A 12,536-nucleotide genomic window follows, 5' to 3' on the forward strand; every position below is an offset into this window, starting at 1 on the left:
CGTCCCCAATCCCCCCAGCCCCTCAAGGAGCGACACGCCAACCGCCGGCGGCCTCCACAGGAGGGGGCATAGGTAAAGTAATTAAATGGGGGTTGATGGGGGTCGGAGCGCTGGTCGTCTTCTTTGTAATCTGTGCTATCATAGCCGCGTTTGTTTACGGAAGTACTGGGAGTGAGAGTACTGCTCACCCCGCATCAGCATCCGTTTCAGGAGCGGCAGCAGGGGCAACAGTTTCACATGCATCGGCAAATACCGCACAATTTTCCAAAGTAACACACCTCTCCGCCAGCACGATCCAGGCGCATTGGGGTTCAGGGGCAAATTATGATGGCATCACAGTTCATCCGGACCTGAGAGATAGTAGTGATGAAACAATAGAATGGAGTGGTGCCAGCCTTCCAGTGGATATCCAGATTTATACGACAAAATTGGATAACGATTTCAAAGAGGTTAAGGACAAACTCGTGTTCCAGGGCACAGGAGAGATCACCACCTGGAAGGATGGAAATATGTTCATGGGCGGGGGGATTAAGGTCCCTTACTCATCCATGCAGGTCCCGGCAGGAGAGCATTATGGGTGGACCATCGTAACCGTCCACACCCCGGATGGGAAGACGTACGCAGACACGTACCAGATCACATCCTTGACTCCATAACTTTTTCTTCACTCGGGCGCGGGAGATCCCCCGAGTCAATCAATCTTTGCAGGTAATCTATCATATCCTTAGCTCGTCGAGTGGTCACTCCATCGAGTTCTCCCTCTTCTGCCACTGCTTCGTCACTCAGCCCCTGGCCGCACTTCGAGCAGTAGTCGACCCCCGGCCCGTTGAGCGTGTGGCACCGGGCGCAGACGACCGGCTTGAGTGCGTCGGACAGACTCTCTTCTTTCACCACCAGGCCGGCCCGTGAGAGGAACTCCGCATCGATCTCCTTCTCGGCCATTTTGACATAAATGCGGAACATCTCGGTGTTCAAGTTACCCCACAAACTAGCCTTGATCACACTCTCCTGGTATCCATCCGCGACCATGTGCATCGCCCGGGATTTCCGGAACAGGTGAGGGTAGATCCGCTTGGTGATGCCGGCGAGGTCAGCAGCCCGTCTGAGTACGCCCTTCACGGTCACATCAACGATCCGCTGCCGGTTCCTGGTGAGGAATACAGGAGCATCTCCGGCCGGCGTGCCGGGATAACTGTTCTTCCAGATTAGGAGTGGCCCGGCTGCACTGACCAGTCGACTATACCTAGTCTGCTGGCCCTTGGTGTCGTGGATGTAGACCCGCACCCCCCACCAGTCGAAGACCAGATCCCGCCACTCCATCCTGGCGAGCTCCCCGACCCGGCACCCGGACTCGTAGAGGGTCATGGTGAGCGCCTTGTCCCAGGGGGTCAAACAGTTCTCAACCAGGAGGGCGATCTCATCCTTCGTCAGGATCCCATCTGGAGAAGTACACTCCATGTCGATACTCAGCGGCCGAATCTTCTGGATTTTTTATGGGGAGTGAGTTGTACCCATTCTCATCGAGCCAGTAAAGGAAAGGCTTGAGACTCACCACATAATCATGCAGGGTGTTCTGCCGATAAGGAAGTCCCCTCTTAGGATCCCGATACTCTTTCAGGCGGGAGATGGCCGCATAGATCTCAGTGATAGTGAGGGACCGGTACGGCATATGCAAAAATCGCCCCCAGTTGACCAGACTGGAGATGATTTTGTGCTTCCGATCCCCGCCGATATTTTTCGACGATTCGTGCTCGGCGATGTACTCTTTTATAAGCGCCTCGTCGTCCTCAGAGATCACACCCAGATCACGGTATTTTTTGTATAGTCTCTCGTTCCCAAGGTTAGTCCAGTGAAATTGCCGACTTTCTCGCTCTCCCATAGATGATTGGTCGTGAGGGGCAGGTAAATAAGAAGAGTCTTGTACTGTGAAAGTAATCCTCATACGGAAGTCTGTTCTGTCCAAGATACAGAACATGGTGAGATCATGAAAGGATCAAAGAAGCGCTCATCCACTGCAGGAAAAGAACCCGGTATCTCCCTCTGCGAGCCGTACTCGCTTGTGCTTCGAGTGATCACGCTGCAGGGGCGGACAGTGCAGCTGACAAAGCCGATCCGGTTTCTGGCTGTCATGGAGGGCGGGGAGTTCGTCCTCTCCAACCGTTCTCTCCAGGTAACGGTTTCATGCGCGTCGTTACCGGAGGGAGTGCAGCTCATATCAGAGCGGATACAATTGCTCTTCGACACACCTGATGCCGTCCGGTTCAGGAACCGGCTGAGGGTATACCTGAAAGAGGGAACACAGATCAGTTCGATCTAGCGAATCCGAGTTTTGTGTTATCGAATCAGCGCGCTTGAATGTGTACTGGAATGCCAGGCCTTCAGAAAGTCTGGTTATAAATCATCGAGGTCGACCCGGATCATGGGCAGAAGGATCCTCTTTAAACGTGTTGACTGCAGATGAGAGATTGTGCATCAAACAGACAGGGGGTCAGACCACGCAGACCAGACAGAGAATGCTGAGGTCCCACCTGAAGAGATGAACAGGCTCCTCTCAATTCAAAAACCCGAAAAAAAACGACAGAAAAAGGGGAATGCTGCTGATCAGAGTGTCATCAATTTCATCTCACTGATCATCGTCTTTCTGGTCTGGATGATGTTGAACTGGCTGGCAACCCTGGTGCTCAACGCTCTGCTATCACCGGCATTATACAGGACCTTCCTTGAGAGCAAACTGCTGGTCTTTGGTTTTATTGGAATCACAATCATCGTAGCAGTGCTGATAACCTGGTACGCAATCAGACCGCTCCTGATCCGGGGATGGTGACACCCGGCCATGCGATTCTCCTGACCGCCCATGCAGTCAACGACTTCCCATTGAACCTGAAAAGTGGAGCCAGCTGGTTCAGCATCATCTTCATTGTGGAATAACATCTGTGTGATTGGCAGATTGTGGGATGGCCGGCAAAGCATTGCTCATGCCAGATTCGGGCGGATTATTGCACTGTTCCCCTGGTACGGAGTCGGTGAGATCGTTTCGTAACGTTTAAAATATCCTCCCCCATTCACTCCTCTGACGATAAAAATATGGAACCTGATATCAGAGGGGTACCTCACTGTATTTACTGCGCGGCCCCGATCGACTCCCTGACGTGGTACTGTGATCGCTGCAAAAAAGTTCTTACCCGGCATGAGATCATCTCCTACCCATCGATAGATACAATTTCCCAGACCAAAAACCTGGAGGTGACCACGTCATCGGAGTCGTGTTACCGGGGGCCGCATCAGGTTCCCTGCTCTTCATGCGGAACCCTGATCGATGAGCGGTACAACCTCTGTCCTCGCTGCAGACAGCACACCGCCGGACCGTGCCCCGCCCAGCCAGGTCAGAGGGATGGGAGCACCTCATCCTCACCCCTGCAGGGATCCCCACTTGAGTACCAGTCCTGCAGAAAGCAGCATACCAGCGGAAAGATTCTCATCATGTTGAGTGCCCTCTTTCTGCTCGTCATCGCAGCCGGAGTCTGTATCTCTACCCCGCCTTCAGGCTCTGCATCCAGCCTGACTGTTGATCAGATCAAGTCCACGGCGATGATCGCCACCTATGACGATCTCCTTCGATACAATGAACAGTATATCGGAAAATATGTGAAGATCAGGGGGAAAATCATTCAATCTCAAAGTTCAGGGACTGATTATGTCTTTCATGTCGCCACCGGATCCGGACGTTACGATGAGGATATTCTCTATCTGAACTATAACGGTCCACGGTTTACCGATGGAGATCTCATCGATATCTGGGGCAGAGTCGATGGGTTGAAGACCGATCCAACAGTGCTCGGAGACAGCGTCATCCCGAAGATCACCTCGAGCCACCTGGAACTGGTACCCTATGCCGCTCAGACAGTACTCTCCTGAGTGGACGGGCTCTCGGCAAGACAGAGATCGCCTCCAGAGATGAGGTCCAGTACGAGCTCAGCTGTCACCGCTGCACACAGAAACATCAGAATAGAAGGTCTACCGTGGCCAACAGCCGGTACAGACCCCGGTTCAAATTATATATCCACAGGACCCAATCACTGGATCAATCAGTCAACAGGTGAGGACGGCAATTAATGAAACTGACGATCATCAGCAGATCAGGCGAGGACGGATGGATCGTGATGGAGTGCCCAGCACTTCCGGGCTGTATCACGCAGGGGCGAACCGAGGAGGAGGCGCTCTCAAATGTCAGGGAGGCCATCTCCCTGTACCTCACACCTGAAGAGAACCTGCATCTTCCAGATGGTGCCAGATCGATTGAGGTGGAGCTGTGACAAAACAGTCCACACCACCGATTCAGGAAAAAACAGGAAAACAGGTAAAATCGTCGAAAACAGACAAACTCTCGAAGCTCCCGGTGATCTCCGGAAAGGATATGGAGAAGTGCCTCTCAAATATCGGGTTCACGGTCGTGAGGGTGCAGGGGAATCATCTGAAGATGCGACGACATGACAGTTCCGGGCTGGTCACGGTGATCATTCCAAAGTATGATGAACTGGATCGCAGGACATTGAAGTGTATTCTGCGGATCATCGGCATCTCTACACGCAGGTTCCTTGAGATGCGCTGACCCCCAGAACCCTGAAACTATCGCCGGACCCCTGCAGACATAACGGCCCCCAAACTCATTGGAATAGGGGATGAACGAAAGAGGTAAACCCGAATGGGCCGGCGGATCCCAGAGCAGCCGACACCTCAAAAAAAGGGTGAATAGATGATCGCTATGACCCCTGTCAATCCAGGAGGATCCATTCAGATCAGGGCCAGGTGCTCGGCCAGGACCTTGACTCCAATCGCTATCAGCACCACCCCGCCGAAGATATCCACACGGGTCCCAAGAACTGGAGCCAGCCTCATGCCGGCATAGACCCCTGTAAACGATATGCAGGATGCGATCGCTCCGATGATCAGGGAGGGGAGCACTGGGTCGACCCCGAGCAGTGCGTAACTTATCCCAACCGCAAGCGCATCGATGCTGGTGGCGATGGCAAGTCCGATGACCACACCGGCACGGAGTGACGACGGTCGTTCCCCACCATCATCGCCTCTGACCCCTTCGATGCACATCTTCACCCCGATCCCGGCCAATAGTAAAAAGGCGATCCAGGGGGCATACCTGTTCACAAAACTGGCGAAGGAGATCCCGAGCAACCAGCCCCCTATCGTCATCCCACCCTGAAAGACACCAAATGTCGCCGCAAGGACGGTCGCTGTTTTGAATCGGTTAATACTTGCTGTGGCCCCGGTCGCAAGGGTGACGGCAAAACAGTCCATCGCAAGCCCAAGACCGATCAGCACTGATTCAATCACTGCATCCATTCAATCACTGTATCCATCTGCTAAACAGGTGGATCCTTTCCCGATAAAGGGATATGGATGGCGGTCGATCGAACCGGATGGTGCCGATCAGATACGTGATCGCTCAGATCGAGGTCGGCCGGCACCATCATGGGGAGGGTGACCCCTTCGAGTCCTCAGTCTCCGGCACGAGAGACCGGAACATAGATGTCGGTCAGCACCTCCTCCGGCTTCACCTGAGTCGGGTCGTTCAGGTAGACCTCGCGGACCGGGCCGGCGATGGTGAATCCATGCTCATCGATCCAGGCGAAGAGCCGGGTATATGTCGGCCCGCAACCTTCATACGGCCCCCGATGCTGCACTCTCGCCATCCTCCCGCCGGGGAGGTCATAGGTCGTTATCGGCCCATCACCTTCCACCGGCCCATCGACCGGGAAGGCGACCTCCATATCGGCGTCCCCTGCCTCGTTGGCGATCATGGCCTCCTCGACCGATCCCTCGTGACAGATGAAGACCGGCGGTCCGCTCAGGACTGCCTGATGGGATAATCCATAGATATAGATCTCGCCAAGCATCGCGGGAATGTCACGATAAAACCCCTTCTGCCGCATGCCAAGCACCTGTTGTGGCACAACGTCAATGATCTCGATCTCTTCCATACCAGCATATCGGAGAAGTAGTTAAAAAAGGAGCTGGATCGGGGGAGATCTCCTGGTTTATACTGGTCTGACCTCAATCAGGATCATCTCTGCTTTCTATTCAAAAGAGAAGATTTTCAATGATTAAATCTAAATTATACCGTTATTACATTGTCACCAGGAGACGGGGATCGTGATGAAGGAACCGGAACCATCTGCAGATATTACTAAGCCTCTTCCCCTACCATCGCGATCTCAGGGATCATTTCTTTCTGAGGAGTGGATCGTCCTCATCATCGCCATCATCTCCGGATTTCTAACCCCGTTCGATGGTTCTGCCACCAACATCGCCCTGCCGTTCATCAGTGGTGAGTTCCATATGGATGCAGTCTCACTCTCCTGGGTTGCAACCGCATACCTGCTCGCCTCCGCACTCGTCATCGTCCCGTTCGGCAAGATCGCAGACATTCACGGGAGGAAGAAGGTCTTTCTCGCAGGGCTCTCGATCTTCACCATCGCCTCGCTGCTGATGACGATGGTCCCATCCACGCCTGCACTGATCGGGATGCGGGTGCTTCAGGGGGCCGGGAGTGGGATGATCTTCGGCACCGCCGTCGCGATCCTCACCTCGGTGGTCCCAAAGCAGCGGCGCGGCCGGGCGCTCGGGATTTATATCACGTCGGTCTACCTTGGACTCACCCTCGGCCCGCCGCTCGGCGGGTTGCTGACCCAGTACTTCGGCTGGCGGTCCATCTTTCTCGTCAACGTCCCTATCGGCGTCACCGCGGTGCTGCTCGTCCTCTGGAAACTGAAAGGCGAATGGGCTGAATGCGGAGGTGAACGCTTCGACCTGGTCGGGTCTCTGATCTATGCTGTCGGGCTGGTGGCGGTGATGTACGGATTCTCACAGCTCCCGTCATCCGCCGGCGGGGCGCTGGTCGTCGCCGGGCTGGTCACGATTTCGGCCTTTATCTGGTACGAGCAGCGGATCCCCACCCCCGTCCTCGACATGCGCCTCTTTGGCGAGAACAGAGTCTTCCTCTTTTCCAACCTCGCCGCCCTGATCAACTACAGTGCGACCTTTGCCGTGACGTTTCTCCTGAGCCTGGACCTCCAGTACACCAAGGGCTTCACCCCCGAACACGCCGGCATGATCCTGGTCGCCCAGGCGTTCATGATGATGATCGTCTCACCAGTTGCAGGCTGGCTCTCAGACCGCATTGAACCACGGGTGGTGGCCTCGATCGGGATGGGATGCACAGCCCTCGGTCTCGGCCTCTTCAGTCTCTTCCTCAACGAGAGCACACCGCTCTGGTCCATACTCTCTATCCTGGTGCTGCTCGGTATCGGTGCGGGGCTCTTCTCCTCACCGAACACCAACGCAATCATGAGCGCCGTCGATAAGCGTTTCTACGGGGTGGCATCAGGAATGAATGGGACGATGAGACTGCTCGGACAGATGCTCTCGATGGGGATCGCCTCGATGATCTTTGCAATCGTGATCGGTCGTGTTGAGATCACCTCTGCGTTCTACCCGCAGTTCATCACCAGCGTTCATTATGCGTTCGTCCTCTTCACGATCCTCTGCATCGCAGGGATTTACGCATCGTATGCAAGGGGAAACACACACTGATCTCTGGACTGAGAGGGATCAGTATTATATTGAGCATATCCCTATCACCTCCCTGGTGAAGAGCATGGCAACGTGGAAGTATACCGGAGCAAAAGTCTCGGACGCACAGGTGAAAACCTCGCTTGAAGCGGTCAACGCCGCCTGTTTCAACTGTCAGACCGAGAGCAGCGAATGCCCGCTCGCACAGGCGGCCGCTGATATTGCCGCAATGCGGTCTGGAGCCGACCTCTCACCATAGGGCCGGCAGTAATATCGTGCAGGTGAACGGGTGCCGAATCAGTCTCCACTGACTGAGGCACCCGTCTGTTCTGGTGAACCAGTATGTGACGAGCACGAGCAGCTACGCTCGATGGAAATGGATGGTTTAGACCCAGAGCGGATGACCACAACCGGGCCGGCACTGCAAAAAAAAGAACGATCAGATGTAATGGTTCTTACGGAGCCACTCGACCTGCGGAGGCAGGTAGCGGTACAGGATATCGCATTTCTCATCCTGGAAACTCCATGGTACCACGATCAGCGTGTCTCCTTCCCGTATCCAGGATCTCTTCTTGATCTTTCCTTTGATCCTTCCCATCCGGGTGACACCATCTATACATCTGACCCGGATATGATTTGCCCCGAGCAGGGTATCGGCCGAAGCGAATTGCTCTCTATTCCATCGCTTAGGCAACCTGACGCGGGTTGTCTGAACTCCTGCAGAGTTCACCCCGCCTTCGAGACTGTATTCCTGGGGGGTATCTGTTGTTCTATTATATGGGATGTACTCAACTCCGTGTGGTATAGTAATGACCTATTGGGATATATATTTATCCGCAAGCCCCTTTCTGCTGTTGGAGGAAAGTATTCCGGATCAGGAGATGTCAGGGCCAGGACCGGAGAGAAGGCTATCAGCTCAGATGATCTGGTGCTTGAGGCTCCCTTTTCCGGTGCAGTGATCGATATCGATCCTGTATACTCTCGTCCTCTCCCAGGCCTTCTCGAGGTACCGGTTCCCCTGCTCGAGGTAGTCAGGCGAGTACTTGACGAGGAGTGCGACCAGGCCGTCTCGCTTCTCCTGTTCAAAAACTTCAGAAGCCCTGCCGGACAGAATCACACTCGAATAGTGGGTGCTGAATCGCTCAGGGATCACAGCGACATCGATGACAACGCAGAACGAGACCTGACTGTTCTCATTCAGGAGGTCCAGTTTCAGCCCCTCGGCTGCACAGTGGATATAGATCATTCCATTGTGGTAGACATAGTTCAGGGGGACACCATAGGGGACTCCTCTCTGATCTGCGAGGGAGAGCACCCCATACACCCCGGTCTGCAGAATGTGCTCCGTCTCATCAGCGCCCAGCTGCTTCTCCTTTCTTTTCATCTCCTTCATCCACTCACCTTCATGCAGTGAGAAGTTCAGCGGCCAGGATATTTATTGTGGCGTTTGATGAGTCCGGCAGGAGGTCATCGCCATTGAACCTGCCGATTTCCTTGCCACCCGGACCGTCCGGATCGGTACCGGAGCCCGACGGGGGAGAAGGAGATCTCGATCATCGGAGCTGCCCTCTGCCACGGCCATATCATCGGCCCCATGGACCTCGTCCGTCCGCTGGTGACAGGAGGAACAGGCGAACTGATGCGAGACGCCGGAGAAAGGAGAACGACACCATTCTCTCGGTCGTAACACGGATGTTCAGCGACGCCAAACGGACAGGCTCATGATCCTGCCAACTCGTATCGGAAGGTATAATCCGTGCGCCGATCAGCTCACTCCATGGCGCACCGTTTTCTTTCGCCAGCTGGCATCGGCCTGCTTGCGGGCTGGCTGACGAGCGCGGGGATCATCGCCATCAGCGGGGCGGGCCTCCTGCCGGCGTGGGCAAGCATGCCGCTCCTCCTCTTCGGGGGAGGGTTCGTGGCCGGCCTGGCAGCTCCCGTTCGGCCGACAACAGGCGCCCTGCTCGGCGCGGTTGCCGGCATATTCACCGGGGCTCTACTGACGATCGTGCTGTCCGTCCAGGGTACCCCTGCGTCGGAACAGTATGTCACTCCCTTTCCGATCGCGCCGGTCGCTCTGGCACTTGTCTTCCTCTACACCCCAACCTGTGCGATCGCTGGCGCCCTCGGCGCAGCCGTCAGGACTCGCCTCTCTGTTCCCCGCCCGGCCTCCATGGAACGGGCACGACGCTGGACGCCCGAACTTCGACAGGGGGTCGGGATCGCAGGCGGTGCTCTCTTTATCATCGCATTCTGGGCCGCGATGATGCTCGAGCCGGGCACCCCGTTCTCCCTGCTCGTGGTGTTCGCGTTCGCCGGCGGTTTCGTGGCGGGGTTCCTGTCGTGCGGCGGGGCACGTGCGGGAGTCGCATCAAGCCTCCTTTCAGGCATCTTCGGACTCGGAGTCATTGCGATATTCATGATATGGCAGAGCCTGGCGACAGGCGGTTTCGCCGCGGGGCTCTGGCCGATCGCCATTGCCATCATGGGGTTCATGGGGCTTCCGGCCGCTGCACTGGGCGGCGCTATCGGCGGGAGTTTCAGGAAGCCGGCCTGACGGTCGAGAGGGTGCTGATGATCCGTTGATGATCTGGATCGGTGCGAGAGATCATCACCCGGCGCATGTTATCGTTAGGGGCTGCGGTGATGATCACGACCTTTGTGTGGTCTGGGTCGGCTATCGCCTGTGCTGGTTCTCTTCTATGAGTTGGTATGCCAATCCCTGAATTTTTTGATTCTCGAATTCAACTGCCCCGTCGTACGTGATGAGCAGAATCCGGTGATAGGGTATGGGTTTCTCGCCATAGATGGTCTGGATGCTCAGGTAATAGGGCTCCAGAGTGATCTCGGAGCCGCTCACGCTGGACCGGTCGTTTGGTGCACCCCGGTCAATATACCAGACCTGGACTTTTTTTCTGTCGTAGCGGGGGTCGTGCCAGTACTGGTGCAGGAGTGTATGGCTGGTTAACATGATCTGGCAGGTGAGGATGATGTCCGGGGAGGTTTAAAAAAATGCGCATACCGGCCTGGACTCCAGAGTCACAGGATCGGGATCGGATCTCCCTGGCACAAATCCAGAAGAGAGGCCGGAGGATGCCGGCCGTCGCCGGCGGTCATTCCGGTTCGACACGCATATATCAGATATGCGCCGATAGACTGGTGATGGCGAAAATCCCTACCGAAGCAGCAAGTGTCCGTTTCGTGGTCCACGTGATCTCCGATATACAGCTGGCAGTCTATGTGGTGATCGCGGCCCTCTTCTCGATCGTGGCCATAGTCTCACTGTTCGATGCAATCAAAGAGATCCTGGCCCTCCCTTCATCCACAGATCTGCAGGTGGGGATCGTGGGAGTGCTCGAGGCACTCCTCCTCTCGATCACCGTGCTGACCCTGCTCACCACCGTGACCGTCTACTTTCAGACACGGCACTTCGAACCAAGGCCGCTTCTGATTGCCGGGCTGACCAGCATGATCCGGCATGTGATCGTCAGCAACGTCGCTTTCACCGAGCCGATGCAGATCCTGGGGACCGTGGCCGTCCTCGCGGTGCTGATCGCAGGGATCGTCCTGACACGTCCAGAGGATGCGACAGACCATCAGATCATGTGACCCTGTGAAAGGGACCGGTTCGACTCATCATACCCTTTTTTGAGAATAACCCTGCTGTGTACCAGCATAAGCATTCACGATGCTTATCACCGTCGCACCCTCATGTTCTACGCACTGAAATTCTTTCAAATATGACAGTACCGAAGGGGACGAGGAGAACAACGTTCCGAAGAGGGCTGCGAGCCCTACGACCTCCCCTATCCCGGGGCCTGCCCGGTCTGCGCCACCACAAACCAGGAAGCGACGTTGCATCGTCTGAGTCCTGGCCAGGAAGAGGTATCTTCAAGTCGGGCCGGCGGAGGTCAGAACCGGATTACAGGTACAACGTGACAGATTGATTTAATTAACTTGTGACTTAATCAGGGACTACATCATACCTGTAACACACTCATATCCAATACAAATACGGAGGAGACAGGACGGGAGATGACGATGAAAGAAGATGATATCACGACAGACTGGGTCGAAACCTGGCGCCTCACTTATAATCGGTACCTGTCCACCCCACATCTTGTCCCAGAGGAACCCGAAGAGACGATCAGGCTATCGATGGCAGATCCCCGGCTCTGGGTCGCTCAGGCCAAGTACCTGATGGATCGGGTCGATCCCCCATCGGGCTCGTCGGTGCTGCTGGTTGGAGACCGGTCGATGCTACCGTATTTGATCTCCCGGAAAGGGAACCGGGTCACCGAGGTCACAAAATCAGAGGCGATGATAGACTCCCTGACCAAGTGTGCAGTCAAGCATTCGATGCAATCACGAATATCGGTCATTCCCGGGGGCTGGGAGAACCTCGCCGAAGGATGTACAGAGAAATTTCCGCTCCTCGTCGCTCCGTACTCGCTCTTCACTCAGGATCTGAAAGCAGTGGTCAGGGCTGTCGACTCCTGCTGTATCGACAGGGTCGTCCTCTTCTGGCATGGCACTCCTCCACCAATTGCCGTTGCAATGAAGGAACTCTGGCCAAAAGTCCTCGGGTCCGAGTTCAATGATATCCCTCACGCCAACTGCCTGTACCGTGGACTTCGTCAGCTCGGCGTACCGGCCTCGATCGTCTGCAAGGAGTACCCGGACGGACGGTTGTATCCGACACTCGGCCACGCAGTTGTGGACCTCGGAGCCAGAATGGGCGGTGTCGATCAGCAGCAGGAAGGAATTATCCGCCAGTACCTTCGAAATCACCTCAATATGGAACAGAACGGGCTCAGGTTCCGCGGAAAGTCCATGCATGCAGAAATCTCCTGGAAAATCACGTGATCCGGCCGGTTCAGAATATACGAACTGTTTTCGTGATCCACTGGTGCCTGAAACGAGTGCGGGGGATAAAAAATACTTCATAA

Annotated in this window: 18 protein-coding genes; 11 read left to right on the plus strand and 7 right to left on the minus strand. The window is 55.4% G+C overall.

The window, feature by feature from the left end:
* Positions 1 to 95: 95 nt before the first annotated feature.
* Positions 96 to 656, plus strand: coding sequence for a hypothetical protein (locus ACFKSJ_RS03530; protein ID WP_440951440.1), 561 nt, complete (start codon positions 96 to 98; stop codon positions 654 to 656).
* Here ACFKSJ_RS03530 and ACFKSJ_RS03535 read toward each other — a convergent pair.
* Entirely contained in the window at positions 637 to 1,458 is an 822-nt protein-coding gene (locus tag ACFKSJ_RS03535; protein WP_440950886.1) for a tyrosine-type recombinase/integrase, read from the minus strand. The genes ACFKSJ_RS03530 and ACFKSJ_RS03535 overlap by 20 nt on opposite strands.
* On the minus strand, positions 1,418 to 1,879 hold the full coding sequence (locus ACFKSJ_RS03540) for a hypothetical protein (protein ID WP_440950887.1): 462 nt from the start codon (positions 1,877 to 1,879) through the stop codon (positions 1,418 to 1,420). The genes ACFKSJ_RS03535 and ACFKSJ_RS03540 overlap by 41 nt, the downstream gene beginning before the upstream one ends.
* Before the next feature lie 105 nt (positions 1,880 to 1,984).
* Between ACFKSJ_RS03540 and ACFKSJ_RS03545 the strand changes: the two genes are divergently transcribed.
* The 5 genes from ACFKSJ_RS03545 to ACFKSJ_RS03565 all read left to right on the plus strand — a co-directional run bounded on the left by ACFKSJ_RS03545 (position 1,985) and on the right by ACFKSJ_RS03565 (position 4,609).
* Entirely contained in the window at positions 1,985 to 2,317 is a 333-nt protein-coding gene (locus ACFKSJ_RS03545) for a hypothetical protein (protein WP_440950888.1), read from the plus strand.
* Positions 2,318 to 2,467: 150 nt separating this feature from the next.
* The gene (locus tag ACFKSJ_RS03550; RefSeq protein ID WP_440950889.1) at positions 2,468 to 2,824 is read left to right on the plus strand and encodes a hypothetical protein; all 357 of its coding nucleotides are present in this window, start codon (positions 2,468 to 2,470) and stop codon (positions 2,822 to 2,824) included.
* Between the two features lie 419 nt (positions 2,825 to 3,243).
* Complete coding sequence (locus ACFKSJ_RS03555) at positions 3,244 to 3,915, plus strand: hypothetical protein (protein WP_440950890.1); 672 nt, start codon at positions 3,244 to 3,246, stop codon at positions 3,913 to 3,915.
* A 197-nt stretch (positions 3,916 to 4,112) separates the two neighbouring features.
* Positions 4,113 to 4,313: a type II toxin-antitoxin system HicB family antitoxin gene (locus ACFKSJ_RS03560; RefSeq protein WP_440950891.1), complete on the plus strand. Its 201-nt coding sequence runs from the start codon at positions 4,113 to 4,115 to the stop codon at positions 4,311 to 4,313.
* Between the two features lie 83 nt (positions 4,314 to 4,396).
* A complete protein-coding gene (locus ACFKSJ_RS03565) occupies positions 4,397 to 4,609 on the plus strand; it encodes a type II toxin-antitoxin system HicA family toxin (protein ID WP_440950892.1) in 213 nt (70 codons plus the stop codon).
* Between the two features lie 182 nt (positions 4,610 to 4,791).
* On the opposite strand, the gene ACFKSJ_RS03570 is transcribed toward ACFKSJ_RS03565, so the two are convergent.
* Positions 4,792 to 5,358, minus strand: coding sequence for a manganese efflux pump MntP (locus ACFKSJ_RS03570; protein WP_440950893.1), 567 nt, complete (start codon positions 5,356 to 5,358; stop codon positions 4,792 to 4,794).
* A 155-nt stretch (positions 5,359 to 5,513) separates the two neighbouring features.
* On the minus strand, positions 5,514 to 5,996 hold the full coding sequence (locus ACFKSJ_RS03575) for a GyrI-like domain-containing protein (protein ID WP_440950894.1): 483 nt from the start codon (positions 5,994 to 5,996) through the stop codon (positions 5,514 to 5,516).
* Positions 5,997 to 6,171: 175 nt separating this feature from the next.
* On the opposite strand from ACFKSJ_RS03575, the gene ACFKSJ_RS03580 reads away from it, so the two are divergent.
* Both ACFKSJ_RS03580 and ACFKSJ_RS03585 read left to right on the plus strand, forming a co-directional pair.
* Entirely contained in the window at positions 6,172 to 7,608 is a 1,437-nt protein-coding gene (locus ACFKSJ_RS03580; RefSeq protein ID WP_440950895.1) for an MFS transporter, read from the plus strand.
* A gap of 64 nt (positions 7,609 to 7,672) precedes the next feature.
* Positions 7,673 to 7,846 carry a hypothetical protein gene (locus tag ACFKSJ_RS03585; RefSeq protein WP_440950896.1) on the plus strand — a complete coding sequence of 58 codons (174 nt, stop codon included), beginning with the start codon at positions 7,673 to 7,675 and terminating at the stop codon, positions 7,844 to 7,846.
* A 180-nt stretch (positions 7,847 to 8,026) separates the two neighbouring features.
* Here ACFKSJ_RS03585 and eif1A read toward each other — a convergent pair whose 3' ends face one another.
* On the minus strand, positions 8,027 to 8,317 hold the full coding sequence (gene eif1A, locus ACFKSJ_RS03590) for a translation initiation factor eIF-1A (RefSeq protein ID WP_440950897.1): 291 nt from the start codon (positions 8,315 to 8,317) through the stop codon (positions 8,027 to 8,029).
* A 186-nt stretch (positions 8,318 to 8,503) separates the two neighbouring features.
* On the minus strand, positions 8,504 to 8,980 hold the full coding sequence (locus tag ACFKSJ_RS03595) for a pyridoxamine 5'-phosphate oxidase family protein (RefSeq protein WP_440950898.1): 477 nt from the start codon (positions 8,978 to 8,980) through the stop codon (positions 8,504 to 8,506).
* Between the two features lie 384 nt (positions 8,981 to 9,364).
* Here ACFKSJ_RS03595 and ACFKSJ_RS03600 point away from each other — a divergent pair, with 384 nt between their 5' ends.
* On the plus strand, positions 9,365 to 10,144 hold the full coding sequence (locus ACFKSJ_RS03600) for a hypothetical protein (RefSeq protein WP_440950899.1): 780 nt from the start codon (positions 9,365 to 9,367) through the stop codon (positions 10,142 to 10,144).
* Positions 10,145 to 10,264: 120 nt separating this feature from the next.
* Here the strand turns inward: ACFKSJ_RS03600 and ACFKSJ_RS03605 are convergent, their stop codons facing one another.
* Positions 10,265 to 10,558 (minus strand): DUF504 domain-containing protein, encoded by a 294-nt coding sequence (locus tag ACFKSJ_RS03605; protein ID WP_440950900.1) that lies wholly within the window; start codon positions 10,556 to 10,558, stop codon positions 10,265 to 10,267.
* A gap of 191 nt (positions 10,559 to 10,749) precedes the next feature.
* Here ACFKSJ_RS03605 and ACFKSJ_RS03610 point away from each other — a divergent pair, with 191 nt between their 5' ends.
* Positions 10,750 to 11,196 carry a phosphate-starvation-inducible PsiE family protein gene (locus ACFKSJ_RS03610; protein ID WP_440950901.1) on the plus strand — a complete coding sequence of 149 codons (447 nt, stop codon included), beginning with the start codon at positions 10,750 to 10,752 and terminating at the stop codon, positions 11,194 to 11,196.
* 432 nt (positions 11,197 to 11,628) lie between these two features.
* The gene (locus tag ACFKSJ_RS03615; protein ID WP_440950902.1) at positions 11,629 to 12,453 is read left to right on the plus strand and encodes a hypothetical protein; all 825 of its coding nucleotides are present in this window, start codon (positions 11,629 to 11,631) and stop codon (positions 12,451 to 12,453) included.
* The last annotated feature ends 83 nt before the right edge of the window (positions 12,454 to 12,536 follow it).

It is taken from the genome of Methanosphaerula subterraneus, assembly GCF_052055875.1.
GTDB classification, from domain to species: Archaea; Halobacteriota; Methanomicrobia; order Methanomicrobiales; family Methanospirillaceae; genus Methanosphaerula; species Methanosphaerula subterraneus.